Annotated in this window: 15 protein-coding genes and 1 tRNA gene; 9 read left to right on the top strand and 7 right to left on the bottom strand. The window is 71.7% G+C overall.

Annotated features, from left to right (window positions below; translation table 11 throughout):
• The first annotated feature begins 9 nt into the window (after positions 1–9).
• From V7793_RS11625 to V7793_RS11615, 3 genes are all read left to right on the top strand, one after another.
• Positions 10–2,160: a peptidase domain-containing ABC transporter gene (locus tag V7793_RS11625; protein WP_336005335.1), complete on the top strand. Its 2,151-nt coding sequence runs from the start codon at positions 10–12 to the stop codon at positions 2,158–2,160.
• A 34-nt stretch (positions 2,161–2,194) separates the two neighbouring features.
• Complete coding sequence (locus V7793_RS11620; RefSeq protein WP_336005331.1) at positions 2,195–2,392, top strand: hypothetical protein; 198 nt, start codon at positions 2,195–2,197, stop codon at positions 2,390–2,392.
• 84 nt (positions 2,393–2,476) lie between these two features.
• Positions 2,477–4,024 carry an alpha/beta hydrolase gene (locus tag V7793_RS11615; RefSeq protein WP_336005367.1) on the top strand — a complete coding sequence of 516 codons (1,548 nt, stop codon included), beginning with the start codon at positions 2,477–2,479 and terminating at the stop codon, positions 4,022–4,024.
• Here the strand turns inward: V7793_RS11615 and V7793_RS38215 are convergent.
• Positions 3,918–4,202, bottom strand: coding sequence for a DUF6255 family natural product biosynthesis protein (locus V7793_RS38215; protein ID WP_443057884.1), 285 nt, complete (start codon positions 4,200–4,202; stop codon positions 3,918–3,920). The two genes, V7793_RS11615 and V7793_RS38215, sit on opposite strands and share 107 nt — an antisense overlap.
• Before the next feature lie 2 nt (positions 4,203–4,204).
• On the bottom strand, positions 4,205–4,540 hold the full coding sequence (locus tag V7793_RS11610) for a hypothetical protein (protein WP_336005327.1): 336 nt from the start codon (positions 4,538–4,540) through the stop codon (positions 4,205–4,207).
• A gap of 153 nt (positions 4,541–4,693) precedes the next feature.
• On the opposite strand from V7793_RS11610, the gene V7793_RS11605 reads away from it, so the two are divergent.
• The 4 genes from V7793_RS11605 to V7793_RS11590 all read left to right on the top strand — a co-directional run bounded on the left by V7793_RS11605 (position 4,694) and on the right by V7793_RS11590 (position 7,751).
• A complete protein-coding gene (locus V7793_RS11605; protein WP_336005324.1) occupies positions 4,694–5,557 on the top strand; it encodes a helix-turn-helix domain-containing protein in 864 nt (287 codons plus the stop codon).
• Positions 5,554–5,883, top strand: a complete 330-nt coding sequence (locus V7793_RS11600; RefSeq protein ID WP_336005320.1) for a DUF397 domain-containing protein — start codon at positions 5,554–5,556, stop codon at positions 5,881–5,883. Before V7793_RS11605 ends, V7793_RS11600 begins: the two co-directional genes overlap by 4 nt.
• A 472-nt stretch (positions 5,884–6,355) precedes the next feature.
• Positions 6,356–6,428, top strand: a tRNA-Arg gene (locus tag V7793_RS11595).
• A gap of 129 nt (positions 6,429–6,557) precedes the next feature.
• On the top strand, positions 6,558–7,751 hold the full coding sequence (locus V7793_RS11590; protein ID WP_336005316.1) for a winged helix DNA-binding domain-containing protein: 1,194 nt from the start codon (positions 6,558–6,560) through the stop codon (positions 7,749–7,751).
• An 895-nt stretch (positions 7,752–8,646) separates the two neighbouring features.
• Here the strand turns inward: V7793_RS11590 and V7793_RS11585 are convergent.
• The 3 genes from V7793_RS11585 to V7793_RS11575 all read right to left on the bottom strand — a co-directional run bounded on the left by V7793_RS11585 (position 8,647) and on the right by V7793_RS11575 (position 11,078).
• A complete protein-coding gene (locus tag V7793_RS11585) occupies positions 8,647–8,943 on the bottom strand; it encodes a rhomboid family intramembrane serine protease (protein WP_336005364.1) in 297 nt (98 codons plus the stop codon).
• 195 nt (positions 8,944–9,138) lie between these two features.
• Entirely contained in the window at positions 9,139–9,552 is a 414-nt protein-coding gene (locus V7793_RS11580) for a VOC family protein (protein WP_336005313.1), read from the bottom strand.
• Between the two features lie 41 nt (positions 9,553–9,593).
• Complete coding sequence (locus V7793_RS11575; RefSeq protein WP_336005309.1) at positions 9,594–11,078, bottom strand: MFS transporter; 1,485 nt, start codon at positions 11,076–11,078, stop codon at positions 9,594–9,596.
• Between the two features lie 109 nt (positions 11,079–11,187).
• Between V7793_RS11575 and V7793_RS11570 the strand changes: the two genes are divergently transcribed.
• Positions 11,188–11,946, top strand: a complete 759-nt coding sequence (locus V7793_RS11570) for a TetR/AcrR family transcriptional regulator (protein ID WP_336005307.1) — start codon at positions 11,188–11,190, stop codon at positions 11,944–11,946.
• Between the two features lie 42 nt (positions 11,947–11,988).
• Here V7793_RS11570 and V7793_RS11565 read toward each other — a convergent pair whose 3' ends face one another.
• Together V7793_RS11565 and V7793_RS11560 are read right to left on the bottom strand one after the other, a co-directional pair.
• Positions 11,989–13,287, bottom strand: a complete 1,299-nt coding sequence (locus tag V7793_RS11565; RefSeq protein ID WP_336005304.1) for a M64 family metallopeptidase — start codon at positions 13,285–13,287, stop codon at positions 11,989–11,991.
• A gap of 150 nt (positions 13,288–13,437) precedes the next feature.
• The gene (locus V7793_RS11560; RefSeq protein ID WP_336005362.1) at positions 13,438–14,766 is read right to left on the bottom strand and encodes an alpha/beta fold hydrolase; all 1,329 of its coding nucleotides are present in this window, start codon (positions 14,764–14,766) and stop codon (positions 13,438–13,440) included.
• 161 nt (positions 14,767–14,927) lie between these two features.
• Between V7793_RS11560 and V7793_RS11555 the strand changes: the two genes are divergently transcribed.
• On the top strand, positions 14,928–15,290 hold a 363-nt coding region (locus V7793_RS11555), incomplete at its 3' end, for a helix-turn-helix domain-containing protein (RefSeq protein WP_336005302.1).

Raw genomic sequence — 15,290 nt, 5'->3', positions numbered from 1 at the left:
AAGCCGCCGGTGCGTGCCCGCCGGGTCCGGGAGGTCCACCAGTTCGCGCCCACGGAGTGCGCACTGTGCTGCATCGCGATGGTGCTGTCGGCCTACGGGTCGCACAACTCGGTGACGAAGCTGCGCCGCGAACACGAGACCGGCCGTGACGGACTGACCATCAAGCAGACCGCGGACATCCTGCGCGGGCACGGCATGCAGGTCCGCACCTTCCGCGCCACCACCCGGAGCCTGCACAAGCTGGCGTTCCCGCTCATCACGTACTGGAACGACAGCCACCTGGTGGTACTGGAGAAGCTCACCGACCACCACGCCCACGTCGTCGACCCTTCCGGCGGGCGCCGTAAGTACACGATCGAGGAGTTCGAGAGCAACTACTCCGGCCTGGCCATGGAGGCGACCCCCACCAGCGCCTACACACCGGTCCGGCACCGTGAGCCCAGCGTCTGGCGGGAGTTCCTGCGGGCGATGGGCGGGGCGAAGTGGGCGCTGGTCCAGGCGTCCTTGATGTCGCTGCTCCTCTACGCGTTCACCATCCTCATGCCGATGGCGATCGAGCACGCGATCAACAACTTCGCGAAGTACTTCGAGGACATGTCCCTGCCGCTGGTGCTCGCGGTGCTCCTCGTCCCCATGGCGGCCCACATGGCCGTCTCCTTCCTGCGGTCCGCCTGTCTGGCATCGGTGATCCGCAGTCTGGGGGAGGTGATGATGGGCAGAACGTTCAGGACACTGCTCGGGCTCCCCTACAAGTACTTCGCCAACCGCTCGCAGGGCGAGCTCATGTACCGGCTGTCCAGTATCGCCTCGGTGCGCGACATGCTGTCCAGCCAGATCTCGGCGGTGCTGCTGGACGTGGGAAGCCTGGCCGTGGTGTTCACGTACATCTTCCTGCGGTCCGTGACACTGGGCCTGATCGCCCTGGCCGTCTTCCTCTGCATGGCCGCCGTCGCCGCGATCGCCTACCGGCCGATCCGTAAGGTGACCACCCAGGAGATCAATGAGACCGCCGAGTCCTCCTCCCTCCAGATGGAGGCCATGTCGTCGATCGAGACCCTGAAGGTCTCGGGCATGACCGGTCCCTTCTTCGAGGACTGGCAACGCGTGTACGCCGGGGCGATGGACCGGACGCGACGGCGGATCGTCCTCCAGGGCGCGGCCTCCAGCGCGCAGGGCATGTTCCAGATGTTCGGCCCGCTGCTGGTGCTCGCGACGGGCCTGTGGCTCGTCTGGAAGGGCCGCCTCGACCTGGGCACGGCGGTGGCCGTCCAGGCCATGACCGCCACCAGCCTGGGCACGGTGACGTCGCTCTCCAGCGCGTTCTCCCAGCTCATCATCGCCAACGCCCAGGTGTCCCGGGTTGGCGACATCCTCCACCAGCCCCCGGCTCAGGAGACGTTCGGCGAACGGTCGGTCGACATCCGGGGCGACGTCTCCCTGCGTGACGTGACCTTCTCCTACCCGGGCACCAGGTCTCCGGCCCTGGACGGCGTCAGCTTCGACGTCCGCGCCGGCGAGAGCGTGGCCATCGTCGGCAGCTCCGGCTCCGGCAAGAGCACGCTGGGCAAGCTCCTGATGGGGCTCTACCCCGTCGGGTCCGGCAGCATCGACTACGACGGCACGCCGGTCGGCGAGATCAGCGCGGACTCGTTCTACCGCCGCGTCGCCTACGTTCCCCAGGAGATCGTCCTCAGCAACCGCGCCATCGCGGAGAACATCACGTTCGGCGTCCCCGACGCCGACATGGACACCGTGCGCGAGGCCGCCCGGCAGGCACAGATCCACCAGGACATCGAGGCGATGCCGCTGGGCTACCACACCCAGATCCGGGAAATGGGCGGCAGCCTGTCGGGCGGCCAGCGCCAGCGGGTCGCCCTGGCGCGCGCCCTCGCCCGGCAGCCCGGAGTGCTCGTCCTCGACGAGGCCACCAGCGCGCTCGACACCGTGACCGAGTCCCGGATCGCCGAGGCGCTCGCCGGCCTGAAGTGCACGCGCATCATCATCGCCCACCGGCTGTCCACGATCATGAATGCGGATCTGATCGTCGTCCTGCAGCACGGAAAGGTCGTGCAGACGGGCAGGCACCACGAACTGGTCGCCGTGGAGGGCCCATACCAGGACCTGGTCCGCTCCCAGGTGAACGTCCAGGCCGCCGTGTGAGAGGCGCGCGAGGAACGAAAGAAAGGCGGAGGCGATGAAGGCAACGGGGACGAAAGCGAAGACGAAGGTTCCCGGGGAACGGATCATGTGGGTGTGTCTGGCCGGCTGCCTGGCCGCCGCCCTCGCCGCCCCGTTGTTCGGCGACGACCCGAAGGCCGTCGCGATTCCCGGAGCGGCCGCGGTGTCCATCGCCGTGGGCATCGCGTGGCTCCGTAAGAAGCAGACGCAGTAGCGAGACGCAGCAGCACAGGGGAAGAACCACGTGACACGTTCAGCATCGCTCGGCGCCGTCGGCGCCCTGATAGCCGGCGCGCTCATGGCCGGTACGGCGGCCGCCACGCCGGCAGCCGCCCGAGAAGACCGCGACGGCCACCGTCGTGGGAGCACGGCCGAGGAACGCGGAGTGCGTGCCGCCGCCGACCGGGCGGCGAAGGCGGGCGTCGACTGGCAGGACTGCCCTGCCGACTGGGGCCTGGCGGCTCCCGTCCAGTGCGGATACGTGACCGTCCCGCTCGACTACGCGAGCCCCGGCGGCCGCACCATCAAGATCGCCGTCGACCGGATCGCCAACACGGGCGGCAAGGAGCAGCACCAGGGTGCACTCGTCCACAACCCCGGCGGCCCCGGCGCCTCGGGCCTGCTGTTCCCGATGCACGTCATCGGCAAGAACCCGGTCTGGGCCGGCACCGCCAAGGCCTACGACTTCGTGGGCTTCGACCCACGCGGCGTCGGCCGCTCCGCCCCCGTCACCTGCCAGGACCCGAAGGAAGCCGCCAAGGCCCCGCGGCCCGACCCCGTCCCGGACGGCGAGGCGGCCAAGCAGGCCGGGCGCAAGCGGGCCAAGGCGTACGCCGACGGCTGCTTCGCGCGCAGCGGCGACCTCCTGCCGCACATGACGACCGCCGACACCGCCCGCGACCTGGACGTCATCCGCGCCGCGCTCGGCGAGAAGCAGCTCAACTACCTGGGCGTCTCCTACGGCACCTACCTCGGCGCCGTCTACGCCACGCTCTTCCCCGGCCACGTGCGCCGGATGGTCCTCGACTCCGTCGTGAACCCCTCCCGCGACAAGATCTGGTACCGGGCCAACCTCGACCAGGACGCCGCCTTCGAGCGGCGCTGGGCGGACTGGAAGAAGTGGGTCGCCGGGCACGACGCCGTCTACCACCTCGGCGCCACCCCCGCCGAGGTCCAGGCCCGGTGGGAGGAGCTACGCGCCACGGCGAGGAAGAACCCCATCGGCGGCGCCGTCGGCCCCGCCGAACTGACGGACCTCTTCCAGAACGCCCCCTACTACGACTTCATGTGGGCCCCGCTCGCCGGCATCTGGAGCGCCTACGCCTCCGGCAACGAGCAGCCGCTGATCGCAGTGGCCGCCGCCGCGAACGCGGACCCGGCCGCCACCGAGAACGCCAACGCCGCCTACACGGCGGTGGAGTGCGCGGACGCCGCGTGGCCCACGTCGTGGCAGACGTGGGACCGCGACAACACCCGTCTCCACCGGCAGGCCCCGTTCATGACCTGGTCCAACGCCTGGAAGAACCTGCCGTGCGCCACGTGGCCGGTGAAGCGGAAGCCGACCGTCGAGGTCGGTACGGGCAAGGGCCTGCCCCCCGTCCTGATCGTCCAGAGCGCCCGGGACGCCGCCGCCCCCTACGAGGGTGCGGTCGAACTCCACAAGCGCCTGAAGGGCTCCCGGCTGATCACCGAGCGGGACGCGGGCTCGCACGGCGTCACCGATCTGGTCAACCCGTGCGTCAACGACCGCGTCGAGGCGTACCTCGTGCGGGGGCGGACCGATGCGGAGGATGTGACGTGCGCACCGCACGCGGCGCCGGAGCCGGCGGCGGCCGGAGGCCGGTAGCGGCACTTTCGCTTATTCCGGCACCTGAAAGGTGGGCGCGCTCGCCGAGGCATGCCGGGAGGCCCGGCGGGCGGAGGGCGGCGTACTCGGTGAAGCGGACGGTTCCGCAGTCGCGGCAGCGGGCCTCGCCCCGGGTACGGGCCGCCCAGCCGCCGCGGTGCGTGCAGATTCTCCGCACGGTCACGCACCCCCCATGTGCACGGTGCGCCAGTGGCGGCGCTGCAGCACCAGGGCGTCCCCTGCCGTGAGGGGGTCGTCCCCGGCCGCGGCTTCCTTGTAGGCGGCGGCCAGTTGCGCGCAATCCCCGCACCCGTACATGGGCCGGGCCCCGGCGGGCCACAGCCCGGCGGCCTCCCGGTCCTCCCGGGTGGCAAGCCGGAGGGAGGCGAACGGCGCCTCCCACTCGAGCCCGCCCCCGGGACGGCGCAGGGTGACGCGGCTTCCCGTTCCACCGATCACTTGCGCGACCTGTCCCTCCCGGGTGTCCACCACGAACGCGCCGATCCTGTAGGTCATGCCTCGCTCCTCCCGTGTGCCGACCGTTCCACCATGGCGAGGCCACAGGATGGGGTGCAACCTTTCACTTCAAGCTTCATTCGAGTGAGTGAACGATGGCACACATCAGTGGAGTTGAGCTCGGTAGAGTCGTCGCCGAGAGGCGGTGATCACATGTCCGGCGCAACGCCCACTCTGCTGCGTCGACGACTCGGGGCGATCCTGAAGACGATGCGGATGAGGGCAGGCCTCAACCTCACCGATGCGGCAGAACTGCTGGGCCTGTACGGAGCTCCGACGCTCAGCAAGATCGAGAACGGGAAGCAGCTTCCCGATCTGGAGAAGTTCTTCACCGCGTACGGGGTCGAAGGTGCCGCGTTCATCGCCGAGACCCGGAAGCTCGCCGAGCTCGCCTCGGCCAGCCGACAGCACGACCTCTTCGTGCAATACAAGGACGTGATCCGGGAGCGCTTCGCCGACTTTCTCGAACTGGAACAGATCGCCGCCCGCGTCGACACCTACGCTGCGCTCATCCTCCCCGGAGTGCTGCAAACCGCGGATTACGCATACTCGGTCATCAACGGCGGCAGCGTATGGAAGACGACCCGCGAAGCGCGGGCCTTCGCAGAGCTGCGCATGAAGCGCCAGAAAGTCCTTGCCCCCGCATCGGACAGGCGCCCCCTGAAGCTCCGTTGCGTCCTAGACGAAGCCTGCCTGAGACGCGAGGTGGGTGGCCCCTCAGTGCTTCGCGGTCAACTCGACCGCTTGGTCGACGCCTCCCGGCAGACGAATATTGAACTGAGGGTTATCCCGTTCAAGGCGGGCGCGCACACTGGGGTCGAGGGTGCGTACACCGTCTTCCACTTCGATGTAGGCGACCCCGCCGTAGCGGTGGAAACACTCACGAACTCCTTCTACGAGGAGGAGGACGGGCAAGTCGCGAAGTACGCCGTCGCATTCGATCACCTGCTGGCCCATGCGCTGGATCCCGACGCCTCTCGCGACTTCATCGCCAGGATCGCCAAGGAGACACGGTGAGGTTCAGGAAGAGCAGCTACAGCGCAGGATCCGAGAGCTGCGTGGAGGTCGCCCTACCCCCGGGAGGGCCGGTGAGGTTCAGGAAGAGCAGCTACAGCTCCGGCTCCGCCGAGACCTGCGTGGAGATCGCCCTCCCGGAGGGCACCCGCACCCGCACACGCGTCCCCATACTCATACGCGACTCAAAACGGCCCGACGGGCCGACCCTCCGCGTCGCCGCTGAGCCGTATCGTTCCTTCACCCGCGCCCTGAGGCGCGGCACCCTCGGCGCGCCGCACGACGATGGCCGAAAGGGTCGCGCACGACGGGCTCGGCCGATACCGTAAGGGGGCGCCCCCCTTCGGGCATAGCAAGCGGCCCCCGCCACGGCCGGTATCCGTGGACGAGGGCCAACCGCAAGTAGACGGCTTCCGGTCGTCAGTCCTCAGCTTGTCGGAGGACCGGCGGCCACCGTCCAGCGGCTTCCACTGGTCATTGCCCGGTGCACCACCTCCACAGCTCCCGGATCACAGCCGCGACCCGCTCGTGCAGAGGCTTCCTGCGGTGACGCCCCACTGGCGCCCCCCTCCGCGAGTAAAGGACTCAACCCCCTTTTTCCTGGGCGGAGTTGCCGACCTGCGCCGCCACTCAGCCCATCGCTGCTGCAGCATCATGATCTGTCGTACGAGAGCTACGGCGAACGCCGTAGCGAAGGCGTCACCGAGCGTGGCGGAATCCGCGGCGGTAAAAGCACCGCTCCGCGTCGGGTAATATTGTTCCCGCAACGCCGACGAGCGATCACTGTCGCTCGGGAGCCGAGCGCTCGTAGCTTAACGGATAGAGCACTTGACTACGGATCAAGAGGTTGCAGGTTCGAATCCTGCCGAGCGCACATCGCCGTAAGAGAGCCGGATGCACTGCGCATCCGGCTCTCTTCGTTATTCCGGGCTCCGAGAATGCCGCTTCGCTTCTGCTATGCCGAGGACGGAATCCGTCCTCATTCCCCTCTACGCTCGCCCCCATGAGCAGCAGCCCTCGCGCCCGCTTCGCCGACGACCAGCGCCGTGCCCGCCTCGCCCGGCGCCACCTCCTGCACCCCGGCCTGAGGGCCGGCTCCGTCGAAGAGGTGGCGGACGCTCTGGTCGGGCTGCACGCCACCGATGCCGCCACCGTCTACCTGTCGGCGTGCGCGCGGCTGGCCGAGCCCTCCCCCGCCGCGGTGGAGCGGGCGCTGTACGAGGACGTGACCCTCGTGAAGCTGCTGTCCATGCGGCGCACGCTCTTCGCCGTCACCACGGAGCTCGCCCCGTACGTCAGCTCCTCCACCGCCCGCGCGATCGCCCTCCGGGAGCGGGCCACGCTCCTCAAGCACCTGCGGGAGAACACCGAAGGCCACGCGCCCTGGGACGAGCAGCGGCTCGCCCGCACCGAACGGGAGGTGCTGGACGCGCTGGACGCGCGCGGCGAAGCCACGACCGCCGAACTGAGCAAGGACGTGCCCGCGCTGCGCGAGACGCTGCTGATGTCGCCGGGCAAGCCGTACGCGTCCCGGCAGAGCGTCGGCAGCCGGGTGCTGCGGATGCTCGCCTCGGACGGGCACTTGCGGCGCGCCCGCCCGCGCGGCTCGTGGACCAGCAGCCTCTACCCGTGGGCGCTCGTGCCGCAGATCCCGGACATCGACGTACGGGAGGCCAAGGCCGAGGTCGCGCGGCGCTGGCTCGCCGCGTACGGGCCGGCCACGGAGGCCGACCTGAAGTGGTGGACGGGCTGGACGCTCGGCGACACGCGCAAGGCGCTCGCGGACGTCGGCGTCGAGGACGTCGGGCTGGCGGACGGCGCCGTGGGCCACGTCCTGCCCGGCGACCTCCCCGCCGGGGACGAAGCGCCCGGGCCCTGGGCCGCACTCCTCCCCGGCCTCGACCCGACCGCCATGGGCTGGCGCGGCCGCGACTGGTACCTCTCCCCCGACCACGTGCCCGCCCTCTTCGACCGTGCCGGGAACGTCGGCCCGACCGTGTGGTGGAACGGCCGCATCGTCGGCGGCTGGGCACAACGGGCCAACGGCGAGATCGCCTGGCGCCTCCTGACGGACGCGGGCCGGGAAGCGGAGTCCGCCATCACCACGGAGGCCGCCCGCCTGTCCGCGTGGCTGGGCACGGTACGGGTCACCCCACGCTTCCGGACGCCCTTGGAGCGGGAGCTGGCGGGACGGTAGCCCTGCCCGGTAGCCCTGCCCGGTCGGCCGCCGCTCCGGCCCGGGGCTGGGATCCGTGATTCGGGTGCGGGTCAGAACAGGCTGGCAGTGGGGGAGGGGTGGGGGGCTTGGGTTCGGTGTGTTGGCTGTGCGGTGGGTGGGGTGTTGGCCGCCGTACTCGCGCCGTCGTGGATGCGGCTGCGTGAGGAGACCGGTCCGTCCGTCTGTGGCTGAGGGGGAGCTGGCTGCTGCCGCGATGTGGTTCCTGCCGTCGTGGGCGCTTCGCTCGGCTCGCCACCGTCGTGGCCGGGCGGGCAACTGCCCCTGAGTGGTGGTTCCTGTGACGGAGGCGGCCTGGTGGGACTGGAGGTGGCTTGCGGCTGGCGACTCGGCCCACTTATCCGCCGCGGCGGGTGGTTGGCCGTCCCCGGGTGGGGCCTCCTGTGACAGCAGAGGCCCAGCGGGGCTGGAGGTGGTCTGCAGTCTCCAACTCGGACCGCTTATCCGCCGCGGCAGGCGGTTGACCGTCCCCGAGTGGGGACTTCTGTGGCAGAGGCGGCCTGGTGCGGCTGGAGGTGGCCTGCAGCCCGCAACTCGGGCCACTTATCCGCCGCGGCGGGCGGTTGGCCGCCCCTCCTTGGCGGCTCCTGTGGCATGGGGCGTCTGCCGGGGCCGCTGAGGCACCCGGCCCCCTCCCGGGTCACTTATCCGCCGCCCTACGACACACGCCGGTTGATAACCGACCCCACATGCATCCCGCAGCCGGACGAGCAACCACCACGGCGGCGAGCCGAGCGAAGCGCCCACGACGGGCCCCGCCGCATCGCGGCAGCAGCCAGCCCCCCTGCTGCCAGCCTGCTCTGACCCGCACCCAACCCACGGATCTCAACCCACCCCCCACCATGCCGAACGCCGCCTACAAGAGCCCCAGGTCGTCCAGCTCCTTGTACAGGGCCGCTCGCGGGTTGTCGGTCGTGCGGCGGGCCGGGAGGCTGAGGCTGCCCGGGGCGGCCGGGGCGGGGTTCCCGGTGCCGTCCCGCTTTCCGCCCCGCTTTCCGCCCCGGGCCCGGGCTCCCTCACGGTCGCGGAAGAGCCACGCGGCCAGCACGCCGCCGATCAGGCCGCCCAGGTGGCCGAGCCAGCTGATGCCGGGGGTGCCGGGGACGGCCGTGGTGAGGATGTAGGCGTAGGACGCCGCCATGACGACGCCGATCAGGGTGGCGCGCCGGGCCCGCCCGCGCCCGCCTGCCGTCTGCCGAGCCCACTCATCGAAACGTGCTTCCCTTCCCGTGCGGCCGCTGCTGCCGCCGCGATCAGGGGCATCGTGCCTGATCGCGGCGGCTGCGCGAAGCCGGGGACCGCGGCGGCTGCGAAAAGCCGGAGATCGCCGGGGATCGCCGCAGCCCGGCTACGCCCGCGCCCTGTCCGACGGCTCGTCCCCGTACGGCGTCGTCATGAATTCGACGGCGCAGGTGCCGCCCGGGTCCTTGAGGTAGACGCCGCGGCCCCCGTACTCGTGGTTGATCTCGCCCGGCTGCTTGAGCATCGGGTCGGCCCAGAACGGGACGTCGCGCTCGCCGATGCGGCCGAGTATCGCGTCGAACTCCTCGTCCGTGACGAGGAAGGCGATGTGGCTGCGGTTGATGTCGCCGGTGGGCACCATGTCGTCGATGAAGTCGATGCCGACGCCGTTGGAGCTGGTGATCTGGGTGAAGCGGCCCCATTCGAGCGGGGCTGCGGTGTCCATCAGCCAGGACAGGAACTCCCCCGTCTCCCGGCGGTCCTTGACGTGGACGATGACGTGGTTCAGTTCGTTGGGCATGGCGGTCCTTTCGAAGGTATCGATTGCCGGGTGAGGCGATTTCAGGTGGCCTTGCGCGGCCCGCCCGGCAGTGCCAGGGCCCCCAGCGCCGCGCACGCCGTGAACGCCGAGGCGATCAGCAGCGCCCTGCCGTAGCCGGCGGCCAGGTCGGCGGCCGTGTTGCCGGTGGCGCGGGCCGCCGCCGTGTGGGCGGCGACCGTCGTGAGTGCGGCCAGGCCGAGGGCGCCGCCGATCTGGCGGGAGGAGTTGACGAGCCCGGAGGCCAGGCCCGCCTCGGCCGGGGCCGTGCCGCTGGTGGCGGCGGCCGTGACGGGCATCAGGGACAGGCCCGCGCCCAGGGTGGCCAGGAAGAACGGGACAAGTACCGCACTCGCATACGCCCCTCCGCCGCCTCCCGCACCCCCGTCACCGATGCGCGACAGCCACAGGAACCCCGCCGTACTGATCGTCATGCCGGTGAAGATCAGCGGACGCGGCCCGGTGCGGGCGATGAGGCGGGTGGAGACCTGGGCGCCGACGACGATCGCGAGCGATCCGGGCAGGAAGGACAGGCCCGCGCCGAGGGCGCTCTGTCCGAGCACCTGCTGGAAGTACAGGGAGAGCAGGAACCACATGGCGAACGCGGCCGCGCCCATCCCGAGGACGAGGAGGTTGGCGGTGGCGAGCGTGCGGCGGCGCAGGATCGCGAGCGGTACGAGCGGATGAGCGACGCGGGCTTCGATCGCCACGAACGCCGCCAGCAGCAGCGCCCCGGCGGCGAACGACCCCCATACGTGCGGCGCGCCCCACCCGTGCGTCTCACTGGCGATGGTGCCGTGCACGAGGGCGGTGAGGCCGGCGGTGACGGAGACAGCGCCGGGCAGGTCGAGGCGGCGCAGCCCGGCGGGGGTGGAGGCGGCGGCCGGTACGCAGGCGAGGGCTGCCGCCAGCAGGCCCGCGCCGATGGGGACGTTGACGAACAGCACCCACCGCCACCCGGCGTACTCGGTGAGCAGGCCGCCGATGACGCCGCCGACCGCGCCGCCCGCCGCCATGACCGCGCTCCAGGCGCCCATCGCCCGTGTGCGGGCGGCCGGTTCGGTGAACGTCCGCATGATCAGGGTGAGGGTGGCGGGCGCGAGGACGGCGCCGCCGACGCCCTGGACGGCGCGGGCGGCGATCAGCAGGGGGCCGCCGGAGGCGAGCCCGCCGACCAGGGAGGCGAGGGTGAACGCGGTGACGCCGGCGAGGAAGGCGCGGCGGGTGCCGACGAGGTCGGCCGCACGGCCGCCCAGCAGCAGCAGGCCGGCGAAGCCGAGGGTGTAGGCGTTGACGATCCACTGCTGGCCGGCGGTGCCCAGGTGGAGTTCGGCGCGGATCGCCGGGAGGGCCACGTTCACGATCGACACGTCGAGGATGACCATGAACTGGGCCGTGCAGGCGATGACGAGGATCGCGGTGGTGGCGCGTGGGGGCCGGCCGCCGGCTGTGGCCGGACCGGCCCTGCGTATGACGGGACGTGGTGACGGGGGGTCGGCAGCGCGCATGGCAATCACGTCCTCCGGCAGGTGGCGGAGCAGCGGACCAAGTGAAACTGGAGATGCTCTAAAAATGTAGCATCTCTATTTCTACTTGCCGGACGGCTACCCTGGGGGCATGACCAGCAGCACCACGACCAGGAGCGGCACCACAGCCAAGAGCGGCACCGCGGCCAAGAGCAGCTCCACGGCCAAGAGCGGCACCGCGGCCGGGGCCGGCGCCGCCACCGGCATGCGCGGCCGCAAGCGCGAGCGCACCCGGCGGGCCATCGCCGAAGCCGCCTTCCGCCTCTTCGCGGAGGAGGGCTTCGACGCCGTGACGCTCACCCGGATCGCGGCCGCGGCGGACGTGGCGCCGGCCACCGTCTTCACGCACTACGCCTCGAAGGAGGACATCTTCTTCGGCCGCCGGGACGAGTTCCAGGCGGGCATCGCCGAGGCCGTGGCGGGCGCGGCGACCGCCGTCGAGGTTGTCGACAGGGTGCACCGCGCCTGCGTCGACGCCTTCGACGCGGTCCTGGACGAGGACTCCCTCCCCCAGGCCCGCACCTTCTCCCGCATCCTGCTGAACAGCCCCGCCCTGCGCCGCAGTTACCTGCCGCTCGGCCAGGCGCGCCGGGAGCAGCTGCTGGACCTGCTGCTGGAGCGGGCCGGGGAGCGCGCCGCGGACCCGGGCGTACGGGCCGAGCTGGAGGTCTTCGCGTCCCTGACCGGCGCGGTCCGCGAGCTGTCCTTCGACGCGCTGCACGCGGCGCTGGCGGCGGGCGAGCCGGCCGAGCGCGTGCGGGAGGCGGCCTGCGCCGCGCTCACCCACGGCTGCGACCGCCTCACCCTCGCCTACGCGGACGCGGAGTTCCTGAACACCGGCCGGCCGTAGCCGTAGCCGTATCGATTCAGCAGATCACCCGGCCCCGCCGGCTCAGCGCGTCACCTTCCACGTCAGCGAGCCCGCCAGCCGCTTGCGCAGCTCCGGGTCGAGGACCGCGTCCGTGCGGTCCACGGCGCGCGCCGTCAGCGTGTGCGGGCGGCCGTCGCCGGGCACGCCGAGCATCCGCGGGACGACCTCGGTCCGGCCGCGCGCGGCCACGGCCTCCAGCCCGTCCACGTACCAGCGCACGGTCGTCGTGGGCACGGCCGGCCGCACGACGACCCGTTCGCGGCGCGAGACCGTTCCGTACCGGCCGCTGTCGCTGGTCAGCACGCTCGCGTGGCGGTAGAAGCCCGCGATCATGGCTTCGCGTCCCGGCAGGTTGAACTCCCGGCCCAGCGTGCGCATGATCGAGTTCTCGGTGGGGCGGTAGAGGCCCTTGGGGTAGTAGCCGCCGCCCTCGTACGCGCCGACCGTGCCGCCGTCCGGCGAGGTCCGCCCGATCCAGCGGTACCACTTCTTGCGCTGTGCGCTCTGCTGCCCGGCGTCCAGCGTGCTGATGTTGGTGTCGCCCGGCTCGGCGCCGGTGTACGTGCCGTACTCGTCGTACTGGTACTCGTCGGCGAGCTTGCCGAGCGAGTGCCCGGTCTCGTGGACGGCGACCTGGTCGGACTTGGGGTGGTCGGAGGACGCGGTGGCGATGCCGTCGTAACCGGCCTGGGAGACCACGTCGTTGTAGCCCGCGCCGCCGTACTTGGCGGAGTTGGACAGGACGACGACGAGGTCCGCGGCCGGCGCCTTCGCCGCGTACGACTCCACGCGGGCGGTGTCGACGCACAGCAGCCGCTCCACGTCGTCGCAGAAGAAGTACGACCGCAGGGCGGTGTCCTTCGTGACGCCCTTGGCCGGGTCGTTGGTGACGCCGGACTCGCGGGAGACGGCATCGACCGCCCACACGTTGAACAGGCCGGCGTAGGACGCGTACGGCTCGACGGCCGACATCTTGGCCCACTTGGTGCGCACGGCGGCGTGGAAGGCGTCCTGCTGGTCCGCGGTGTAGCCGTCGCCGATGAAGACGACGTCGAGCTTGGAGCCGACCGGGCCGTTGCCGACGACGGGGGTGACGTCCCCGTCGCCCTTCGCGGCGGGGGCGAGGGGGCGCGGCAGGGCCGGGGACGTGGGGATGGTGGTGTGGCGGGGGTGGCCGTCGGGGCCGGTGAAGTACTCGACGTCCTGGGTGCGTTGGGATGTGACCGGCTTGTCCGGTCCGGACGCCGCCGCGGGGGCCGTGGCGGCAAGGGCCGCCGCGAGGGCCAGTCCGCCGGCCGCGAGGGATATGCGTCTTCTCATGGGGGGTTCCTCCCGAGCTCCGCCGCCGGTTAAGCGGCGGGTCAAGTCGCTTTAACGCGCGGCTTAACGTAGGGGCCCGGGAGGCGCCCGGCAATGGATGCGGCCGAGGAAACGGCTAAGCGGTCAGCTGAGGAGGCGTCCGGCGTGGCCTCACACCTCGTCCCGTACGAGCCTCAGAAGCCGGTCCAGCACGACCCGTCCGCTCGCCCGTACGCCGTCGTGCTCGTACTCGTCGGTGACCCACGTCCGCAGCCCGCGGATCGCGCGTGCCGTGCGCAGGGAGTGCTCGGTGTCGACGTAGAGGTCGTCGTGGTAGACCGCGGCCGCGACCGGCACCGTGTTGCGGGCGAGGCGCTCGGGGTCGTACAGCGGCGTCCATCCCTTGCGCTCGGCGAGGAGTTCGGCGGTGCGGCGCAGCGGGCGCAGGGCAGGGTGGGTGCGCAGCATCCAGGGATGGACGGTCTCCCCGGTGAACAGGAACCGGCCGCCGCCGTCACCACCGGCACCGCCGCCGGCGCCGTCTGCTTCCCCGTGCCGGTCGAACTGCGGGTACTCCGCCCGGACGCGCTCGGCCGACCAGTGCGTCGCCTGCCCGTCCTGGGCATAAATGGTCTCGTGGAGCAGTGCGTAGAGCGGGCAGTGGGCGCGGGAGAGGATCGCCGCGACCGCTTCGCCGAACGCGTCGGAGAGCCTCGGCCCGTCGGCGGTGTCCGCGAACGCGTCTTCCAGGAGGTAGTGCAGCCGGTGCGAGCCGTCTCCGGTGCCGAGGAGGATGCCGAGCTGCTGGAAGGCCCCGACGGTCAGGAGGGTGCCGTCGGCGAGCACTTCCTCGTGCTCCGCGAGGTGGGCGGCGATGCGGCGGGCGGCGGCCTCGTCGCCGGGGTAGCGGTCGTAGTGGGCGAGGGTCTTGCGCTCCATGCGCGGGTAGGCGGCGCGGTAGACGGCGTCCGCGTCGGCGTCGAGGCCCGGGAGGCCGCCCGTGATCAGCACCTCGGCGAGGCCCTCGGGCGCGTGGGAGAGGTAGGTGACCGCGCAGAAGCCGCCGAAGCTCTGCCCGAGCACCGTCCAGGGCCTGCCGCCGGTCAGCTGCCGCCGGATGAGCTCGCAGTCGCGGACGATGGAGTCGGCGCGGAAGTGCGCGAGATAGTCGGCCTGCTGGGCGGGGGTGCCGCGGAGCGGGAGCGTCTGGCGGGTGGCGGGGGTGGAGCGGCCGGTGCCGCGCTGGTCGAGGAGGAGGACGCGGTAGTCCTCCAGGGCGCGGTCGAGCCAGTTCTCGCGGCCCACGGGGCGTCCGGCGGGGAAGCCGGGGCCGCCCTGGAGGTAGACGAGCCAGGGCAGGTCGTCGTGCTCGCGGGAGGCCGCGACGACCTCGCGCGCGTAGATCCGTATGTGCTCGCCGGACGGGGCGTCGTGGTCGAGCGGCACGTCGAAGTGGTGGTCGGTGAGGACGAGGCCGGGCTGGCGGTGACGGCCGGTCACCGAGGGCACCGCCGCGCCTGCCGGTGCCCCACCGAGCGCCCCTCCGAGCCTCTGTGCGCCCCCTACGAGATCCTGCCCGTCGAGACGGTCCGGCATGGTTCCATCCTCACGTAACTCACATACTCACGACCTCACACGGCGTAACCTACCGAGGGGCGGCAGTGGCCGAGAACAGCACCCACGGCATACGGGCCGACGGGCCCGCCGAGATCGGCCGGCGCGTGCTGCGGCTGCGCACGGCCAAGGGCCTCACCCAGCGCCAGCTGGCCGAGCCCGCCTATACGGCCGCCTACATCTCCACCCTGGAGTCCGGCCGCGTCCGCCCCTCCGAGACCGCCCTGCGCCACCTCGCCGACCGGCTCGGCACCACCGTCGACGAGCTCGCCACCGGCCGCCCTCCGCACCTGGCCACCGGGCTGCGGATGCGCCTCACCGACGCCCGCCGCACCCTGGCCACCGGCGCCGCCGAGGACGCCGCCGCGCTCTACGGGGCGCTGCACGAGGAGGCGGCGCGCGCGGAGCTC

The organism is Streptomyces sp. KLMMK (assembly GCF_036961605.1).
Lineage (GTDB): Bacteria > Actinomycetota > Actinomycetes > Streptomycetales > Streptomycetaceae > Streptomyces > Streptomyces telluris.
Note: the sequence above shows the minus strand (reverse complement) of the source record. Positions and strands in the feature narration are given on the sequence as shown.

Coding starts and splice junctions, on each gene's coding strand:
- V7793_RS11565 (WP_336005304.1), bottom strand. CDS start 13,287: ATGAGAAGACGCATATCCCTCGCGGCCGGCGGACTGGCCCTCGCGGCG.
- V7793_RS11590 (WP_336005316.1), top strand. CDS start 6,558: ATGAGCAGCAGCCCTCGCGCCCGCTTCGCCGACGACCAGCGCCGTGCC.
- V7793_RS11615 (WP_336005367.1), top strand. CDS start 2,477: ATGGCCGGTACGGCGGCCGCCACGCCGGCAGCCGCCCGAGAAGACCGC.
- V7793_RS11575 (WP_336005309.1), bottom strand. CDS start 11,078: ATGCGCGCTGCCGACCCCCCGTCACCACGTCCCGTCATACGCAGGGCC.
- V7793_RS11580 (WP_336005313.1), bottom strand. CDS start 9,552: ATGCCCAACGAACTGAACCACGTCATCGTCCACGTCAAGGACCGCCGG.
- V7793_RS11620 (WP_336005331.1), top strand. CDS start 2,195: ATGAAGGCAACGGGGACGAAAGCGAAGACGAAGGTTCCCGGGGAACGG.
- V7793_RS11570 (WP_336005307.1), top strand. CDS start 11,188: ATGACCAGCAGCACCACGACCAGGAGCGGCACCACAGCCAAGAGCGGC.
- V7793_RS11610 (WP_336005327.1), bottom strand. CDS start 4,540: ATGACCTACAGGATCGGCGCGTTCGTGGTGGACACCCGGGAGGGACAG.
- V7793_RS11605 (WP_336005324.1), top strand. CDS start 4,694: ATGTCCGGCGCAACGCCCACTCTGCTGCGTCGACGACTCGGGGCGATC.